The organism is Bradyrhizobium sp. 139, from assembly GCF_023074175.1.
In the GTDB taxonomy this organism is placed as follows: Bacteria; Pseudomonadota; Alphaproteobacteria; order Rhizobiales; family Xanthobacteraceae; genus Bradyrhizobium.
Map to the genome: position 1 here is coordinate 36,391 of NZ_JADPKS010000067.1, position 15,504 is coordinate 51,894.

22 protein-coding genes are annotated in these 15,504 nt (G+C 65.7%); all 22 read right to left on the bottom strand.

The annotated features are described in order from the left end of the window. Positions 1 to 2: 2 nt before the first annotated feature. The 22 genes from IVA80_RS15360 to IVA80_RS15465 all read right to left on the bottom strand — a co-directional run bounded on the left by IVA80_RS15360 (position 3) and on the right by IVA80_RS15465 (position 15,438). Positions 3 to 1,697 (bottom strand): hypothetical protein, encoded by a 1,695-nt coding sequence (locus IVA80_RS15360; protein ID WP_247431318.1) that lies wholly within the window; start codon positions 1,695 to 1,697, stop codon positions 3 to 5. Next, positions 1,694 to 2,821: a hypothetical protein gene (locus IVA80_RS15365; protein WP_247431320.1), complete on the bottom strand. Its 1,128-nt coding sequence runs from the start codon at positions 2,819 to 2,821 to the stop codon at positions 1,694 to 1,696. The genes IVA80_RS15360 and IVA80_RS15365 overlap by 4 nt, the downstream gene beginning before the upstream one ends. Beyond that, the gene (locus IVA80_RS15370) at positions 2,811 to 3,230 is read right to left on the bottom strand and encodes a GNAT family protein (RefSeq protein WP_247431323.1); all 420 of its coding nucleotides are present in this window, start codon (positions 3,228 to 3,230) and stop codon (positions 2,811 to 2,813) included. The genes IVA80_RS15365 and IVA80_RS15370 overlap by 11 nt, the downstream gene beginning before the upstream one ends. Next, positions 3,227 to 3,739: a hypothetical protein gene (locus IVA80_RS15375; RefSeq protein WP_247431325.1), complete on the bottom strand. Its 513-nt coding sequence runs from the start codon at positions 3,737 to 3,739 to the stop codon at positions 3,227 to 3,229. The genes IVA80_RS15370 and IVA80_RS15375 overlap by 4 nt, the downstream gene beginning before the upstream one ends. Beyond that, positions 3,739 to 4,413, bottom strand: a complete 675-nt coding sequence (locus IVA80_RS15380) for a hypothetical protein (protein ID WP_247431444.1) — start codon at positions 4,411 to 4,413, stop codon at positions 3,739 to 3,741. The genes IVA80_RS15375 and IVA80_RS15380 overlap by 1 nt, the downstream gene beginning before the upstream one ends. Further along, positions 4,413 to 5,006 (bottom strand): hypothetical protein, encoded by a 594-nt coding sequence (locus IVA80_RS15385; RefSeq protein WP_247431328.1) that lies wholly within the window; start codon positions 5,004 to 5,006, stop codon positions 4,413 to 4,415. Before IVA80_RS15385 ends, IVA80_RS15380 begins: the two co-directional genes overlap by 1 nt. Next, complete coding sequence (locus IVA80_RS15390) at positions 5,006 to 6,784, bottom strand: hypothetical protein (RefSeq protein ID WP_247431331.1); 1,779 nt, start codon at positions 6,782 to 6,784, stop codon at positions 5,006 to 5,008. The genes IVA80_RS15385 and IVA80_RS15390 overlap by 1 nt, the downstream gene beginning before the upstream one ends. A 6-nt stretch (positions 6,785 to 6,790) precedes the next feature. After that, positions 6,791 to 6,970, bottom strand: coding sequence for a hypothetical protein (locus IVA80_RS15395; protein ID WP_247431334.1), 180 nt, complete (start codon positions 6,968 to 6,970; stop codon positions 6,791 to 6,793). 15 nt (positions 6,971 to 6,985) lie between these two features. After that, positions 6,986 to 7,243 (bottom strand): hypothetical protein, encoded by a 258-nt coding sequence (locus IVA80_RS15400; protein ID WP_247431336.1) that lies wholly within the window; start codon positions 7,241 to 7,243, stop codon positions 6,986 to 6,988. Between the two features lie 123 nt (positions 7,244 to 7,366). Next, positions 7,367 to 7,720 (bottom strand): hypothetical protein, encoded by a 354-nt coding sequence (locus IVA80_RS15405; RefSeq protein WP_247431339.1) that lies wholly within the window; start codon positions 7,718 to 7,720, stop codon positions 7,367 to 7,369. Further along, positions 7,717 to 8,274 (bottom strand): lysozyme, encoded by a 558-nt coding sequence (locus IVA80_RS15410; RefSeq protein ID WP_247431344.1) that lies wholly within the window; start codon positions 8,272 to 8,274, stop codon positions 7,717 to 7,719. The genes IVA80_RS15405 and IVA80_RS15410 overlap by 4 nt, the downstream gene beginning before the upstream one ends. Next, positions 8,271 to 8,501, bottom strand: coding sequence for a hypothetical protein (locus IVA80_RS15415; protein ID WP_247431347.1), 231 nt, complete (start codon positions 8,499 to 8,501; stop codon positions 8,271 to 8,273). The genes IVA80_RS15410 and IVA80_RS15415 overlap by 4 nt, the downstream gene beginning before the upstream one ends. Next, positions 8,498 to 9,373 carry a hypothetical protein gene (locus tag IVA80_RS15420; RefSeq protein ID WP_247431350.1) on the bottom strand — a complete coding sequence of 292 codons (876 nt, stop codon included), beginning with the start codon at positions 9,371 to 9,373 and terminating at the stop codon, positions 8,498 to 8,500. The genes IVA80_RS15415 and IVA80_RS15420 overlap by 4 nt, the downstream gene beginning before the upstream one ends. A 67-nt stretch (positions 9,374 to 9,440) precedes the next feature. Further along, complete coding sequence (locus IVA80_RS15425) at positions 9,441 to 10,031, bottom strand: hypothetical protein (RefSeq protein WP_247431352.1); 591 nt, start codon at positions 10,029 to 10,031, stop codon at positions 9,441 to 9,443. After that, positions 10,031 to 10,375 carry a hypothetical protein gene (locus IVA80_RS15430; protein ID WP_247431356.1) on the bottom strand — a complete coding sequence of 115 codons (345 nt, stop codon included), beginning with the start codon at positions 10,373 to 10,375 and terminating at the stop codon, positions 10,031 to 10,033. Before IVA80_RS15430 ends, IVA80_RS15425 begins: the two co-directional genes overlap by 1 nt. Before the next feature lie 59 nt (positions 10,376 to 10,434). Then, positions 10,435 to 11,427 carry a hypothetical protein gene (locus IVA80_RS15435; protein ID WP_247431359.1) on the bottom strand — a complete coding sequence of 331 codons (993 nt, stop codon included), beginning with the start codon at positions 11,425 to 11,427 and terminating at the stop codon, positions 10,435 to 10,437. A 24-nt stretch (positions 11,428 to 11,451) separates the two neighbouring features. Next, positions 11,452 to 12,456 carry a hypothetical protein gene (locus tag IVA80_RS15440; RefSeq protein ID WP_247431362.1) on the bottom strand — a complete coding sequence of 335 codons (1,005 nt, stop codon included), beginning with the start codon at positions 12,454 to 12,456 and terminating at the stop codon, positions 11,452 to 11,454. Between the two features lie 11 nt (positions 12,457 to 12,467). After that, on the bottom strand, positions 12,468 to 12,749 hold the full coding sequence (locus IVA80_RS15445) for a hypothetical protein (protein ID WP_247431364.1): 282 nt from the start codon (positions 12,747 to 12,749) through the stop codon (positions 12,468 to 12,470). Continuing rightward, positions 12,746 to 12,937 carry a hypothetical protein gene (locus tag IVA80_RS15450; protein ID WP_247431367.1) on the bottom strand — a complete coding sequence of 64 codons (192 nt, stop codon included), beginning with the start codon at positions 12,935 to 12,937 and terminating at the stop codon, positions 12,746 to 12,748. The genes IVA80_RS15445 and IVA80_RS15450 overlap by 4 nt, the downstream gene beginning before the upstream one ends. Before the next feature lie 50 nt (positions 12,938 to 12,987). After that, positions 12,988 to 13,155, bottom strand: a complete 168-nt coding sequence (locus tag IVA80_RS15455) for a hypothetical protein (protein ID WP_247431370.1) — start codon at positions 13,153 to 13,155, stop codon at positions 12,988 to 12,990. Positions 13,156 to 13,168: 13 nt separating this feature from the next. Beyond that, positions 13,169 to 13,378: a hypothetical protein gene (locus IVA80_RS15460; RefSeq protein ID WP_247431373.1), complete on the bottom strand. Its 210-nt coding sequence runs from the start codon at positions 13,376 to 13,378 to the stop codon at positions 13,169 to 13,171. A 23-nt stretch (positions 13,379 to 13,401) separates the two neighbouring features. Further along, on the bottom strand, positions 13,402 to 15,438 hold the full coding sequence (locus IVA80_RS15465) for a hemophilus-specific protein (protein ID WP_247431376.1): 2,037 nt from the start codon (positions 15,436 to 15,438) through the stop codon (positions 13,402 to 13,404). Positions 15,439 to 15,504: the final 66 nt, after the last annotated feature.

Below are 15,504 nucleotides of genomic sequence, written 5' to 3' on the forward strand. Positions count from 1 at the left end.
CTTTACGGCGTCATCGGGATTGCATAATCGGGCTCGGCGTCCTTGCGAATGTCGCCATAGCGTTTCCGCTCCTGCGCCATCTGCTCGTCCGCCGCTTTGGTGTCGGCGATCGCCTTCTGGTTCGACTCCCGCATCCGGGTGAAGGCGCCGCCAACCGCGTCAGCCGTCTCGGCGAGCAGGCCCGGCCCCTTCTTGGTCTCGGCCTCCTTCGTCTTCTTCAGCACGGCGAGCTTCTCGGCGCGGGCTGCAGCCATCGACTCGAACTCGTCGGTGCTGAGATAGACCGCCGGGCGCTTGCCGATACGCACCTCATAGCCCTGGTCGTCGTCGAGCTTCTTGGTGCTGAAGCCGGGCTCGTCAGGCTTCGCCTTGTTCGGCGACATCAGCCGGGCGGTGACGTCGATCGCCTCGTCTGGCGTGATGTTGTTGCGCGGGTTCTGCGCGAGGCGGAAGGCGTTGCCCTTGATGGAGCGGGCTTCGGCATCGCCGGGTCCGCCCTCGACCTTGAACTGCTGCGTGTAGGCGCCTTCGATCGCGCCAAGCAGCTTGTCCTTGTCGGCGGGCTTGTAGCCGGCCGCACCCTTGGCTCCGCCGTTACCCCGCGAGGTAGCCGCGCGCTGGCCGGAGGCATCGAGCAGGAACTGATCGAAGCCCTTGGTCGCCACGCCCATCGCGGCAGCACCGAGCTGCTGCGGCGTCGCGATGCCCTGCTGCGCCACCTTGCCGTCGGGGCCGGTGACCGAATAGTTGAGCTGGCCGTCCTGCGACTTCCAGACCTTCAGATCCTGGCCGTCCGGAATGTTGGCATAAGCCTTCATCGCGGCCTTGGCGGCACCGTCCACGTCTCCGTGCGCGGCGGCGGCGGCGGCGATCGCCGCATAGCGCTGCGACGCCATGCGGTAGTGCTGCAGCATCTGGAACGCGGTGCGCTGGGCGCCGGTCGTGTCGCCCTTGTTGAGCTTGAACTGGTAGAGCGTGCTGAGCGCGGTCATGTTGCGCTCGCTCTCCCCCATCTGGTTGTCGGGGTCGATCTTCTTGTAGATCGCGCTCATGTCCTCGATTGGCGCTGCGCCCGCGCCGCGCATCAACGCGGACAGGCGCTGCTGGCGGTAGGGTGTCGGAACCCCGCCCGCGGCGCCGAGCTGCGCCGTGCCGTATTTCAGGCCGGCAGCCACGGCGTCGTGGGCGCCGTCCAGCGGCGTGCGGCGGCGGGCGGAAATATCAGTATCGCCGCCAATGGCGGGAGCGGCGATGTCGTCCTCATCATCGTCGTCTTCGGCGCTGCCGGGCTCGACCATGCCGCCTTCGGCATATTGCGGCACGGCATCCGGATCGGTCGGGATTGCCGGCTGGGCCGGGATCGCCTGCCGCCGCGGCGGAGCGGTCAGGCCGGCGGCGGCCGACTCCGCATCCGACGGCGGCGGGTGCAACAGGCTGTCGTAGTATTTTTCCTGGAGCGAGAGCCCCTTCTCGCGAAGCGCCAAGCTGCGCTGCGCCAGCGCGGTCCGCTGGTTGCTCGCAGTGATGGAGGCGCGCTTCTGCTCCTTTTCGAGCTTGTCGTCCTCTTCGTCGGGGGTCTCGGCGATCGTCTTGTCCGTGAGTGCGCGCTTGTATGCCTGATCTCCCATCGAGGAGACGAGCTTCTGGCCGGTCTGGGCGCCTGCGAGGAAGTCCTTGATCTCTTGTCCGAAACTCACGCGGCTGCTCCCATCGGAATTGCGGGGCCGCGCGCAGCGGGCGGCGGTGCGCCGATCGCGGGTTTGGCGCCTGCGCCCTGCTTCTCATTGCGCGCCTTGTGGATCATGGTCTGCAGTTGCTTCTCGCCAAGCCATGCGGTGACGTCGCGCGGCATGATGAACTCGCCGGCATTGACCCGGATCTCCGGACCGCCATTGACTTGCGCCGGCACGTCATCGGTGACGGTCCCGGCGGAGGGCGAGGCCCCCATCGGGATGGCGCCGCCTTCGGCGAAACCAAGCATCTTGCCGCCGATCGAGCCGGTGGGCATGCCCATGAAGCCGAGACCGAGACCGGCAACGCCGCCGAGCAGCGAACCGATGCCGGACGAGGCCGACTGGTTGGCCTTCCAGGCGCTGAGCTCGTTGGCGTAGCCCTGATTGAGGGTGTTGCCCCACGTCCCGACAGCCTGATTGCCGCCGCCGAAATAAGACGTCGGGTTGCCCATCGCGCTGGCGCCGGTCGCAAAGGTCGAGTTGCCAGAACCGACCGCGCCCGTGCCGCTGCCGGCCGAGGTGCCATAGGAGGCGGTCGCCTGCCCCGGCAGCCCGTTGCCCATGTTGATCGCGTTGGCGCGCAGCGCGAGGCCGGTCGCCTCGGTGTTCAGCCCGGCCTGCGTGCCGGCGGCAGCTTTTGCAGCGGCCTCCGCGGTGCGCGTGCCAATGTCGAGCGCGGCGTAGCGGGTGGAGGTCGGGTCAACGCCGAACGACTCCAGCTGCTGGGTCGCAGCATTGCGGGCGGCTTCGAAGTTCTGGGCCACGCCAGCCTGCGCGGCGCCGACCGCCTGATCGCGGCGGGCGGGCGTGTCGTAGTCCTTGGCGTCCTGCAGGTACTGATCCTGCGCCGGCTCGTAGACGTCCTTGTAGCGCTGGTAGTATTCGTCCGCCTGCGCCTGCGTCTTGGTCTGCTGTTCGAGCAGGGTGTCTACAACCTTGTCGGTCGTGCCCTTGGTCGAGGCATACTGGTCCTTCGCCCACTGCAGCTGTTCCTGGCCGAGCTTGTACTGCAGCTCGGACGCCTCCTTCGAGGCGGCGGCGACGCCGCTCATATCCGGCGGTGGCGGTGCTGAACTCTTATTTCCCACGGTAACCTCGCTTCAACCAGCGGCAATTCTCTTTGCGCATCGACATGATCAGAAGATCGCCGTCGGGGAAGATGTCCGCGATACGCGCCTCCTCGACGAAGCCGAGCTTGCGGTTGAACAAAACCGCTTTTGGGTTTCCTGTGGGTATCGTGCCTGTAATTTTTTGCACCCCTAGCTGCTCGAACGGATAGTGGAAGGTGATCCAGAGCATGTCGCGGTTGATCCAGTGCGGATCGAAGCCGGCAACGTGCAGGCCGATCGAGGCGCCCGTGTAGCCGGTGAAGATTACCCCGCCGAGTAACTTGCCGTTCTCCTCGCGCGACATGACGACGTCGCATTCCGGGTTGAAGTGGCAGCCGGCTTCCTTGGCGATGGCGCGGGCGTGCTCGATGTTGCCAGCGGTGATCACAGCGTGGACGCCGTCCGGAACAGGTCATCGATCTGTTGATCCGTCAGGCCAAGCGACGCTCCGATCTGCACAATGAGCGGGTCGCTGCGCAGGAACTCGGTGGCGTATCCCCAAGTGATGTAGGTGGCCCCGCCCGCAGCGGTGACGGTGGACTCGACCTGATCGAGCAGGCCGGCGCCGAGCAGCGCGAGGCGGGCCTGTCGCGGCGTCACGCTTTGGGGGACGATCGACGGCGATGCCTCGTAGCCGACGATCACGACGACCTTGCTGCCGTCGAAAACCACCGAGCGGCTGATCTCGGCGTAGAACGGCGAAGGCGGGGCATCGGAGAGCCAGCGCTCCACGAAACGCCAGTCGCCATATTGTTGACCCGGCTGGGCGCAATGCACCGCGTCGCCGTTGGGCAGCAACACAGGTTGAGGGATTGACCGGAGCACGCCTGCGGTCTCGCCCTCGTGCCATACCTCGGCGCCTGACGCATCGACGAGTGAATATCCGATCTGTTCCATCACATCCCCAACATCGGCATGTTCAAATTGATTGGTTTGGAGGGCGTGTATTTGAGGCGGATGAAGCCTTGGTAGCCCACCCCGCCCGCGCCTCCGGCTTTCGATCCGGGGACGCCGCCACCGCCGCCACCGCCGCCCCCGGCTCCGTAGGGATTACCGGGGTTTCCAGGACTTCCCGGTTGGCCTTGCGCTCCAGGACCGCCCGCGCCGGCTGCGCCGCCGGCTCCGCCCGTGCCGCCCGTGCCGCCATAAGGGCCAGCACCTGCACCGCCAGCGCCGCCGGGGCCGCCAGCGCTTGAGCCAGAGCTCGTGCCGGCAGAACCATTGGTGCCGCTAATCCGGGTATCACCAACGCCTGCAGATGCCTGCCCGCCCGTGGCGCCGTTGGCTGCCGCGGCGACGGCGAGGCCGGCGAAATTGGTCGCGGTGACGGACGACTGCGTACCGACGACGGCGCTCAGCGATGCGCCCGCGCTGACGGGGCGATTGAAGGAGGCGGAATAGGCGCCGCCGCCACCGCCGGCACCGCCGGGGCCGGGAGTGGGGCTGACGCTGGCCGTGCCTGTTGCGCCTGCATAGCCAGGACCGACACACTCGATGCTGTCGAACATGTTGCAGTCGATCGGCACCACGAATGTCTGTGATGCCGTGATGTCGATGGTGATCTGCGCCACTACTGCAGCGCCTTGATGATGTAGGTGGAGACGCCGCCGATGCGGCGGATCGAGACGAGGAACTTGTGGCCGTTGGTCGTCGTCAGGGCGTCGCCCGTGCTTGCCCCGACGGTGTAGCCGGAGAACGTCAGAGAGCCCGCGGTCGCGCTGTTGGTGATGAGCACGTCGATCGCGCAATCAGACGTCGGGGCCAGGATCGCGACGGCGCCCGAGTTGGTGGCGGACTGATAGTTGCCCTTGGTCGGATCGAAGGTGAAGGTGCCCGTTCCCATCGCGCCGTTGCTGAATGGCGTGACCTTGAACCCGCCCGTGACGGTCTGGTTGCCCGCCGTGCTGAGCCGCGACGTATCGCTCGGATGGACGTGATCCTCGCGCGCCCAGTTCGTGCTCGCACCAACCGCAGCCGCTCCGTCCATCTGGGGCGCCTGCGTGCCGAGCGTGCCAACCGAAGCATCCGCCGTGACGGCGGTCGTGCTGTCGTCGCCGCGCTGGCCCGTGAGCAGCTCGACCGCCTGCTTCAACGAGAGCACGGTGTCGCGCAGGCTGTTGGGGTCGTTGGTCGGGTCTGGGATCGAGGGGTATTTCGGCGCCATCAGACCTTCATCAGCTCCTTGACGCTGGTCGCCATCTGGAACGACATGATCCTGACGACGGCCTCGAACTCGACCTGCCAGAAGTCGGCCTTGAAGCCGGACGGAAACCGCAGGATCTCGCCCGAGCTGCGCAGCTCGCGCGTCATGACGAGCCTGTTGTCGGCATAGATCCGCACGAGGCCGTATTGATCCGGCTTCAGCGTCTGCGGCTCGGAGGTGTCGCGCACGGGGTTTTGGGTCGGCGCCCACGGCGGTACGTCGAAGTAGACGCGCATCACCGCGAAGTTCTTCTTGTCGGTCGGCTGGAACACTTTCGAGCGCCACAGGAAGGTGTCCCGCGCCGAGGTCTCGTCGGAAAGGTCGAGCCGGTAGAGCTCATCGTCGCGAATGATCAGCGTCTCGCCGGACCACGGATCGTTGAACACGTTGGTGGTCGGGACCGCCGTGGTCAGGCTGTTGAAGGCCACCCGCTGGTTGGTCGGATCGATGAACACGCCCTTGTAGGAGCCGGAGAAGTCGTCCTGCTGCCATGCGTCCGCCTGAAACGCCGAGTCGGTGAAGCCGACGCGCTTGGTGCCGAAGGCGAAATAGCCGTTGCCGACGCGGGTCGCGCGCATCGTGGCGACCTGCATCAGGTTGCTCCATTCGTCCTTCATGACCAGCCCGTCGGTGACGAGCTGGGCGATGCCGTTGGCGACGAGCACGAGGCCGTTCGGCGAGGCGTAATAGACGCCTTCCGGCGCGGCCACGATCGAGCCGCGCGACATGCAGGGCTCGAACGCCGAGAGCTTCGACAGCGAGATCGAGGACGGATTGATGCCGGTTGCAACCATCGGATAACCGGCGGTGCAGATCACGAGCGTCTGGTTGGTGACGCCGAGACCGACGATCGGAAACTCGACGACGTTGGTATAGGCCGCCGGCCATGCATGGGCGCGGAACGGCTCGGAGAACCACAGCTCCTTGCCGCGCCAGCCGGCGATCATGCCGTTGGGCATGGACACGAAGCCCTGCAGGTCGGCGGGCGGCGGCGACCAGCTGGTGCTCGGCAGTTGTGCGTTGGCCGAGACCACGGCGGTCGCGAGCGTGTCGGCGTAGCTGGCGGTCGCGATCGCCACCTCCGCCACGAAGAAAAAGGTCGCGGTGCCGGTGGTGCCGGTCACGGTGCGATAGATGCGGGCCTTGGACAGATTGTAGTCGGTCTGATCGGCGCCGGCTGCGGCCGGAAGGCTCAGCGTCCAGGTCGCGTCCGGCTTGCCGGTGGCGAGCACCGGGCTGCTCGGCGGCCCCTCCTCGCCAAACGCCGACAGCCAGGTCACGACGTAGGCACGCGCCTCGGTCGAGGACGAAACGCCGCCCGTCAGCGCGAGCGTCGGAGTGCCGGTCGGCGGGATGACGCCGAGCTTGTAAGGGGCGGAGGCGCTGCGAATGCGCGCCAGCGAATTGACGCGCGGCACGTCCGAGGGCGAGGCCCAATAGTAGCGATCGAAGGAATCTCCGACCACGGGCGAGCGCAGCACGTCGGTGTCGATGTTCGCAAATTCCATCCACACCGCGTCCTCAAGGTGCGCGGCGTCGTAATAGTTGTTGGGGATGCGGTAGGCTTTTCCGAACCCCGCATTGGTCATGGGGCGGACCGGCTTCGGCGAGATAACGCCTTGCAGGGCACCCGAGTAGAGCCACGCGTTCTGAGAGAGGGCCGCGGCCTGATCGGGCAGCACACGGCTATCGGTCGCCGGAATGGCGCCGCCGAATGCGTTGATCTTGACCGCGGTCATGTCGCGTTACTCCGCGGCGGGGGGCGGGCGATGGGCCGCGAGCGCCGTGCGGCCGGCGGCATGCTCGGCGAGCGTCTTCTCGCTCAGGGTCGTCTCGACCGCCTCGGCCGGTGCGGCTTCAATCTTGGCCGCGACCTTCTTCGCGGGGGTGACGGTTACCTTCGGGGTAACCTTCGGGTCTGCCATAGTCGTTCCTTTCGTTTAGCGCGTCTTGCCTTCGAGAAAGCCGAGCCGGCGATCGCTTTCGCGCTGCTGTTGGGCGATCTGCTCGATCTGCTTGGATGCAGTATCGATCCGGTCGGAAAACGTCTTGCCCAGGATCGCAACGCGCTCATCGAGCCGCGACAGCGTGGTGGACATCGACCACACGCCGAGCACGCCGGCCGCGATCAACGAGGTCGAGACGCCGAAAAAGATCCTGGTGAAGCGGTCATCCGCAGATGTGGTCGAGATCTTCATTTGGTCCAGCACTTCTTGTTGCGGCCGGTCTGGTTGTGAACGCGGACCTGATTGATGGTTGTGATGGTGTCGTTCTCGCCGTCGTAGCGGATGGCACGCCAGCCTGCGCAGCGGGCCTTCGCCTCACTTGCAGTCTTCGCGCCGGCCGTCGCGGTTACGGTTGAACGGGTCGCTTCGAAACACGCTGCGGTCGGAAGACACAGGAGGCACAGCACGCTCAGCCGCAGAGCGGGCGTCGTCGCCCTTGCGAGCTTCCTGTTCCAGCGCGGCGTTCCACTGGCGTTGTTTTTCAGCGAGTCCATTGTTGTACCCATAGGCAATGAGGCCGGTGAACGTGAATGCGATAATCGCGGCGTAGATCGCCGCTTTGCGGAAGAGCGGGAGAAGGACGGCGACCGCGACGGCGGCGAAGCCGACAGCCATGTCGATGCCGGCCCAACTCAGGATGAAATGCCAGATGCTTTCGAGCACGCTCATTTGAAGATCCACCCGCGCAGGCGCTGCCAAAAACTCTTCGGTGCCGCGGGGACCGGAGCTGCGTGCTGCGGCTGCTCAAGCCCGGCAAGACACAGCGCGCGCTCCTTCTTGCGGCGGTTGACGAGGCCGGGCACAACACGGCCTTGGGCCATCGTCCACTGCATCAGCGCCTCGCAGCCGCCGCGAATGTCGCCCGCGTTCAGTTTGCGGATAGCGGTCGAACGGCAGGCGCCGGCCGAGCCGACGTTGTAGGTAAACAGCAGTACCGCGGCACGGGTTGCATCCGGCAGCTCGACATGGATGCACGTCCCGATCTCGGCGTCGTAGCGCTTGAGCTTGCGTTCGATCAGCGCGTCGCACTCGTCCTTGGTGAAGCGCTGCCCGAGGTGGACGTTCTCGGTCTCGCCGTAGCAGGCGGTGACCGGACGGCCGGTGCCGACCTTGTCGACCTTGGCGACGAGCCAGAGCCCTTCGAGCGGCTTGACGGTGGTGCAGGCGCAGGTGAGCGCGGCAGCGGACGCCAGCGTGACGGCGGTCTTGCGGGAGTTCTTCACTTGTCGACCCCCGCGGTGTCGGGGTTGGCGCCGGGCTGCTTCAGCATGCGAGCGCCGACCAGGAGCATCCATCCGAGGATGTTGAGCGCCATGAAGAAATACGGATTGAACACGTCCTCGAACGCGGCAAGGCCGAGCACGAAGCCGTTGAGCGCGCCGAAGAACAGCGCGATCCGGACGGTCCAGAGCCGGTGAAACTCTTCCTTTGCGTTCTCGATGAAGGTCACAGCTTCACCATCACGTTCCAGGCCGCCCACGGCTGCATGTTGTTGTGCGCGGGGGAGGCGCCGCCCGTGCCGGTCGAGGTGACCGAGCCGGTCACGGTGCCGCTGACGGAGACCGAGGCTGCGCTGAAACTGACGGCGCCGACGCAGGCGAAACCGCCGCCGCCCGTGGAGCTGCCGGAGCTGCCGGTCGCCACCGAGCTCGTCGAGCCGGTCATCGTGCCGCTCATCGAGCCGCTCGACGTGATCGTGGGGATCTCGCCGGCAACAAGCGCGTGGGTTTCCTCGCCGCCAGTCGTGCCCAGCGTGCGCGCCGTGAGGCCGGTGCCCGCTGCCCCCGCTGCGATGAATGTGCGGCCGAGCTGCTTCGGCAGGGCGACGCGGCAGCCGGCGGCGTAAGCGGCGGCGGCGGTGCCCTGCGCGGCGCGGGTCGTGGCGGTGCCTGCGGTGGTGGTGACAGGGGCGGACGCGTCGGTGAACGGTGCGTTGTAGAGCAGCGTGAAGAGCGCCTGCGTGTCGGCATGGGCGCGGTTGCCGGCGCCCGAGGTGGCGTTGCCGATTGTGCCGTCGTCCAGCATGACCCAGCCCGACGTCGGCGCGGTCTTCAGCGTGAGCCTTGCGTCGCCCGTGGTCGGGGCGCTGACCCCGAGCACGGCGAGAATCGCCGCGATGTCGGCGGCGGCGAGCACTTGGGCTGCGGCGGCCGAGCATGGGATCTCTTCGGCATCGCCAACGCCGGCCGTCTGGCGGCCGAGCAGCACGCCTGTTGCAAGCGTGATCTTGTGCGAGTCGTTCCAGTTGGACGGACGGAGGAGCGTCGAGTCCGTGCCGTCACCCTTGAGCGACTGAAACTTGTGTGTGATCGCAATGGTCATAACGCGGCACCTAACCGTGCGAGGGTTTCACCGTCGTCTCAGGCCGCAATTTTCCTTGCGCGACGCGTTATTTCGCGAAGCGCGGGAAGCGCCAGGACTGTCCGTTGTTGACGTTCTTGTGGAGCGCTTCGGCCTTGGCCTGCGACACGCACGCCTTGAAGCTCTTGGTGCGGAGGCCGGCGAGCGCCATGTTCGAATAGGGCTTGGCCGGCTGCGCCATCATGCGGCCGAGCACGCCATCAACGAGGCCGGTCGAATATTTGGCCGCCACCCACTCCGGAAATTCCGGGAAGCCATCCACGCCTGCGGGATCATTCACCGTGAGCGCGACGGTCACCGTGTAGGTGTCGTCCTGCGAGGGTTGGCGGAGCAGCTGGATTTCGCCGGGGGTCGCCATCGTGCCGTAGGCCGGGCGTCCGGAGCCATCGAGCATCCACATGAAGCGGACGATCGCGGCCAGCGCCACGGGGGCGACAGGGTACGTCGTGCCGGCCGCGTCAGTGGCGAGCACCGGGAATGCAATGTCCTCCTGCCAGATGTTGGAGACCTGGAAGAAGTCGTTCAGCACGTTGAAGAGCTCCAGCTGCAGCACCGGGTCGGTGGCGCCGGGCAGATGCGTGCGGGCGTTGCTCATGAGGCGGTCGAGGACGAGGCTCATCAGCCAAGCCCCACGAGCTGCTGGGTGAACTTGCCGAGGAAGGCGGCGGCGCGGCTATCCTGCGTATCCTCTTCATCCCGCAGCTGGGCGTGGCCGACGATGAAGTAGATGAACGAGACGCGGTATTGCGCATCCATCGCGAACGCGGTGGCGTCGACCGCGGTGAAGTACGGCACCGTGAGATTGAGGAAGAGGTCGGGACGGAGGCGGCGCGCGGTGAGCACGGCCATGTTGAGCGCGGAGAGCAACTCAGGGTCCGAGTAGCGATAGGTCGGGACGGTATCCTGCAGGAGCGTGCGGGCTTCGCGAACGTAATCCGCAACGGTGTCGAGCATCGTCGTCATCAGTTACCCCCCGAGGTAACAGGCGGCCGAGTTTTTGGCTCGGCCGCCCGTCAGTTCACTTAGCCGGGGGTGACGATCGCCTGCGCGAGCGCGGTGCCGTCGACGACCTTGTAGCCGTAGACCTGCAGGCCGCGCAGCACGGTGCCGAAGGTCTGCTCGGACCGCAGGGTCTCCATCTTCGTCATCTGCGATGCGAAGGTGAGGCCGTGCGCGTGGCCGGCAAAGATCGGGTACTCGCCCGCCGCCAGACCGCCTGCGACGCCCGCGGGCAGCAGGTTGCTGGTGTAGAGCGTGAAGCGATCGACCATGCCGATGCGACCGTTACGCAGCATCGAGGTGCCGTCGCCGGACAGATAGGCTTCGCGCAGCTCCGACTGCTTGATCAGCGTGGCAGCCCAGGTGGGCAGCACGACCCAGCGGCCGGTCTCCGGAATGTTCTGTTCGTCGAGCACCTGCCCCATGCGGAGCAGCACGTCCACGATCTCGACCTTGCCAGCCGCCGGGCTGCGCGCCACGACGGAGAGCGGGCCGGTGGTGGTGACGCCAAGGTTGACAGCGCCAGTGATCGCGCCGGCAGTCGCACCCTTGTTGGCGGCCACCGCGCCGCCGAGCAGGCCGTTCTTGAGCACGTCGGTATCGATCGTGATCTTCATCTGCTCGCCAGCGTCGTCAGACCACATGCTGAGCAGGTTCAGATCGCTCTGGACGTCCATGACGTCGTCGAGGATCGTGTTGAAGTACTTGCCCTTGTCGATCGCGAGATCGAGCACGTTGCCCTGCGGACGCTGCAGTGCGAGCAGACCGTCAGCCCGGTAGTCGCTGATCGTGATCGTGGGCTTGGTGCGGATACGCACCGTGTCGCCCTGGTTCTTGATCTCGCCCTCGTAGTCGGTGTTGGAGATGGCCGCGAGGACGGTGGACGCGTAGAACTTTTCAATCAGCTTGCCCGACCAGATCGCCGGAATGAATCCGGTGCCGGCAAGGCCGTTACCGGCGGAGCCGGTCGGGTAGATGGGCGGAGTCGTACCGCCCGTTGCGACGGGAAAAGTCATGTGATGCTGACCCTGGAAGAGAAGTTACCGGATACGCCCTTCCCTGCCCGCGTCGACGATTTGCCGTTCGATGCGGTCCTTCTCCTGGTCGCGCCCACGGTACTTGCCGCGGTTCACGTCAGTGTAGAAGGTTGAGACTTGAGCGTGTGTGAAGGTGGGCTTCTCAGCAGGGGCAGAAGACGCCGCTGCAGTCTTTGCTTTGCCGGGCGCTGCAAATGTTTCGAGCGGGATCTTGCCGGACGTTGCGTCCGCGAGAGCCGGCTCCGGTGCAGGGGCCGCGGCAACCTCGTGAGCGAGGAAGCCTTTGAAGAAAGCTACAACACGAGGAGTGTCGTTCTGCTCATATGCAGCTGTCAACAGTGATTGGCGAATAGCACCAGAGAAGAGATCTGGCAAGGCCAACCACTCATGAAATTCCGATGCAGTGTTGATTTCACGCCAATTCGGGATTTGCGAGTCGAGCGTTACTTCAAGGTTACGCCGAGCTTGCGCGTGCGTTACCTGAGTGGTGCCCTGCACGACGCGCTCAAGCTGATCGAGCTTGTTCTTGATCGTGACGAACTCCGGCGAGAGCTCTTCCTTGGCGCGCTTGCCGACGACGGAGAGAAACTCCTGGCCGTACTCGGTGACCTCTTCAGGCGTGAGCAGGCTCGCGGCGTGCAGCTCGGCGGGGGCGGACGGCGCTGCGCTCTGCATGTTGGCGACCACGCCCTGCAGGTTCGTGACCTGATCAGAGAGCGCGCGGATGTCGCCCATCGCGCGGTCGTAGCGACCCTTCATCGAGTTGTAGCGGTGTTCCCAGTTGTCGTTGCTGGGCACGGGCGCGGGGTTACCTGTCGGAGTAACCGGATCGGCGACCAGCTGCGGTGCAGGATCAGCGACCGGCTGCGGGGCCGGATCGGCGACCGGCTGCGGCGCCGGATCTTCTCCGCCATGCGCGACCTTGAAGGCGGCTTCGGCCTGTTCGGCGAGACGGCGCACGGCTGGCGGGATGGTGACGTTGGGATCTGATTTAGGAAGCGGCGGCACTGACGAACTCCTTATGGCGCTGCGTGCGGCCTTGGCGGCACGGAGGGCTTTTGAGCTTGCTTGGTGTGAATGGCCTGTGCGGTCCTGGGCGCGTCTGCGATGATCTCGCGGAGTTGCACACATGCGCGGGCGTGGCCTTGGGCGACCTGCAGCATGTCGGGGGTGGAAGCGATGCACTCGTCCTTGCGCTTATCGGCGTAGGCGGTAAGGGCAGAAACGAACTGTGCGAATTCTTGCGGTGCGCGGTAGGAGAGCTCGGCAGCGGCGAGCACCAGCGCTTTCTCGACGGTCAATATTCGACCTTGCTCATGTCCATGACGTTGGGCGCACCAAGCGCGCCTTCGCCGCTCGGGGTGACCTTGGCGTAGTTGTTGATGGAGCGCTGAAACGCGTCGCCGGCCGTGAGCTGGGTCATGGCCTTGCGGTGCGGCAGCATTTCCTGGGCGCCGCCCTTGCCCTTGTGCTTGGTGATCTTCTGCATCGTCCCCTCACGGAATACGGGGGAGCCCATACGGTACTCCCCCGGAGTTGTTAGCTCGCCTTCATCAGGCCGGCGTTGATCAACGCCGTCAGAAGGGCGTTGAACTGAGCCTGTGTCGGGGCCGCGCCGGCCTGCGCTTGGAACGCAGCTTGCCGGTTCTGGAGATCGATCAGGACTTTCTCGATGTCCTGCTTGTCGACCTTGAGGTTGTTTGCCACTGCTTAAGGCTCCTTACTTGCCGGTGACGCCGGGGCGGCGCGGATCAGCGCACTGCTTGCCGAACATCTTGGTGCTGCCGCCCTTGGCAAACTTGCCGCCGCTGCCGCTCTGGGCCTTGGCGGTGTCGCCGGCCTTCTTCGGCCCGGCACTCTGCTTGCCGAACATCTTGGTGGTGCCGCCTTTTGCGAAAGACGGCGTGCTGGTCTTGGTGACTTTCGCCATAGGTTGCTCCCTTGGTTGTGGCGTTATCCGGCGCCGCCAGCGATCGAGGTCCGCGGACCCGTATCGCCAGTGACGTTGGAACTCTGCTGGTTGCCCTGCGCCTGTGCGCCAGCGGCAGCCATCTGTTGTTGGGCCTGCTGTTGGGCCTTGAGCTCGTCCTCGCTGGGCACGATCTCCTCGCCGTCGATGCCGATCGAGGAGGCGACCGAGCGCAGCACGGCGGCGCGACCCTTCGGTCCGATGATCTGCGCGTCGATCGGGTTGGCGGTGACCTGCAGGAATTCCATCTGCCGGCTGCGCTCCGTCTCGCGCTGGATCGCGACGTTGACGCCCTTGACGCTGATCGATTCCTCGCCCGTCAGCATCCCCGAGGTGTCGGTGAGCATGATCATGTCGAACAGGCTGGAGAGCAGCGGGTCGAAGATGTCGCGGTCGATATTGGCGGCGACCGTCTGCAGGATCTTCGAGGCGTTGCCCATCAGCATGGCAAGGCCGGACGCGGTGCGCCCTGCCCCGCCGGACGAGTTGCCGGAGAGATACTTCGGAATGGCCGAGAGCTCGTCGGCCATGTCGGAGAATTTCTGGTAGGTGGCGAGCAGCTCGGCCGCGTTGGAGTTGGGCTGGAAGAAGTCCACCGGCTTCTGCGCGGAGTTCGCCATCGGGTCTGAGGTGACGCGCCAGCGCTTCCACGGATAGAGCGACTCGCCGTCCTCGTCGACCGCGAGGCGATCGGTGTTGACCACGACTTGCGGACCGGACGAGATCGACAGGTTGTTGACCAGCGAGCGAAGCGTGGCGTTCGCCACCTCCGCGATGTCGCTCAAGATGTCCGGCAGGCCGTTGCCGACGACGGTGCCGGGCACCTTCTCGAAGCTCGTGATGAAGTAGGGGTGACGCTTGCGCGGGCTCGGCGAGAACTGCACCTTGATGACATGGCGGCCGATCAGCCACGCCTGCACCATGTAGTCGCGCAGCGGGTCGGGAATCTGCTTCGCGCTCATGCCGGCTTCGAGCAACATGCGGCCCTGCACGTTGCCGTGATATTCGAGGCAGGTCAGGAGCCCCGAGCGGTTCATGGTCGGGTTTTCGCGGCGCTCCTGAACGGCGCGCTCGGCATCCGTCATGTCCCAGTCGTCGTTGATGCCGCCGCGGCCATACTCGTCAAGCACGGTCCGGACGGCCTCGTGGTTGTAGCCGGGCAGGTCGAGAAGATCGTTGAGGTCGGCGCGGGTGAGCCGGGTGCGCTCGATGAAGGCGGCATCCTCGGCATCGGCCACGCCGGGTGTCCACCACAGATCGAACGGCGAGACGCGCTGCCAGAACAGGCGCGGCTTCTGCTCGACCGTGGCCCGACCACCCTTCCAGGTGACGACCGGCACGACACGAACGACCGGCCCCTTGATGCAGGCGAACGGAAACAGCGGAAGGTCGACCAGAAACTCGGCGAGTGCCTTGTAGAAGTTGCCCTCCTTCAGCAGCTCGTCGATTTTGTCCTCGGCGATCTTGGCCTGATCAGATGCGCGCTTCTTGGCGGCCAGCCGCGCGGACTGCATCAGGCCGAACACGCGATCGCGCATGGATGCGGGGTCGACGGTCTGGCCGGCTTGCGCGTTGGTCTGGGCCTCGATGCCGACCAGCTGGCTGATGGTCGCAATGATCTCCGGCGGAATGTCTGGATCATCCGGCGGCTCGCAGCCCCACGGCCGATCGGGCGACAGATAGACGTCGCGCAAAAGCGAGGTGGCGCCGCGGCACTTCATCGCGACCAGACGCGCGTAAACGTCCGAGCCGCCGAACTGTTTGATCTGCGCCAGCTTCTCGGCATCGTACTGGCCGTTGAAGGCGCGCAGCGCGGAGAGCAGCCGGTTCGACCAGCCGGCGGCGGCATCGTTGCGATGCTGCTTGAAGACGTCGAACTGCGTGCGGATGAACGAGGCAAGGCTGGAGAGCGTGGCGTCGTCAACCGACGACTCACTTGTCGCTCGCGCTTCGTCTTGTGCCTTGATCGCTGCGTTCAGTTGAGCCGGTGGCACAACCCGCAGCACTGCCCCCATTGCCATGTGAAGGCTCTATAAAGTATAGAGCGATTAACGGCAAACTATATATGGTATCACATAAGTATCATG

What these genes read in the sequence shown, in the direction of transcription:
- IVA80_RS15375 (WP_247431325.1), bottom strand. Translation starts at nt 3,739, where the DNA reads ATGGAACAGATCGGATATTCACTCGTCGATGCGTCAGGCGCCGAGGTA.
- IVA80_RS15385 (WP_247431328.1), bottom strand. Translation starts at nt 5,006, where the DNA reads ATGGCGCCGAAATACCCCTCGATCCCAGACCCGACCAACGACCCCAAC.
- IVA80_RS15390 (WP_247431331.1), bottom strand. Translation starts at nt 6,784, where the DNA reads ATGACCGCGGTCAAGATCAACGCATTCGGCGGCGCCATTCCGGCGACC.
- IVA80_RS15395 (WP_247431334.1), bottom strand. Translation starts at nt 6,970, where the DNA reads ATGGCAGACCCGAAGGTTACCCCGAAGGTAACCGTCACCCCCGCGAAG.
- IVA80_RS15400 (WP_247431336.1), bottom strand. Translation starts at nt 7,243, where the DNA reads ATGAAGATCTCGACCACATCTGCGGATGACCGCTTCACCAGGATCTTT.
- IVA80_RS15405 (WP_247431339.1), bottom strand. Translation starts at nt 7,720, where the DNA reads ATGAGCGTGCTCGAAAGCATCTGGCATTTCATCCTGAGTTGGGCCGGC.
- IVA80_RS15420 (WP_247431350.1), bottom strand. Translation starts at nt 9,373, where the DNA reads ATGACCATTGCGATCACACACAAGTTTCAGTCGCTCAAGGGTGACGGC.
- IVA80_RS15425 (WP_247431352.1), bottom strand. Translation starts at nt 10,031, where the DNA reads ATGAGCCTCGTCCTCGACCGCCTCATGAGCAACGCCCGCACGCATCTG.
- IVA80_RS15430 (WP_247431356.1), bottom strand. Translation starts at nt 10,375, where the DNA reads ATGACGACGATGCTCGACACCGTTGCGGATTACGTTCGCGAAGCCCGC.
- IVA80_RS15435 (WP_247431359.1), bottom strand. Translation starts at nt 11,427, where the DNA reads ATGACTTTTCCCGTCGCAACGGGCGGTACGACTCCGCCCATCTACCCG.
- IVA80_RS15450 (WP_247431367.1), bottom strand. Translation starts at nt 12,937, where the DNA reads ATGCAGAAGATCACCAAGCACAAGGGCAAGGGCGGCGCCCAGGAAATG.
- IVA80_RS15460 (WP_247431373.1), bottom strand. Translation starts at nt 13,378, where the DNA reads ATGGCGAAAGTCACCAAGACCAGCACGCCGTCTTTCGCAAAAGGCGGC.
- IVA80_RS15465 (WP_247431376.1), bottom strand. Translation starts at nt 15,438, where the DNA reads ATGGCAATGGGGGCAGTGCTGCGGGTTGTGCCACCGGCTCAACTGAAC.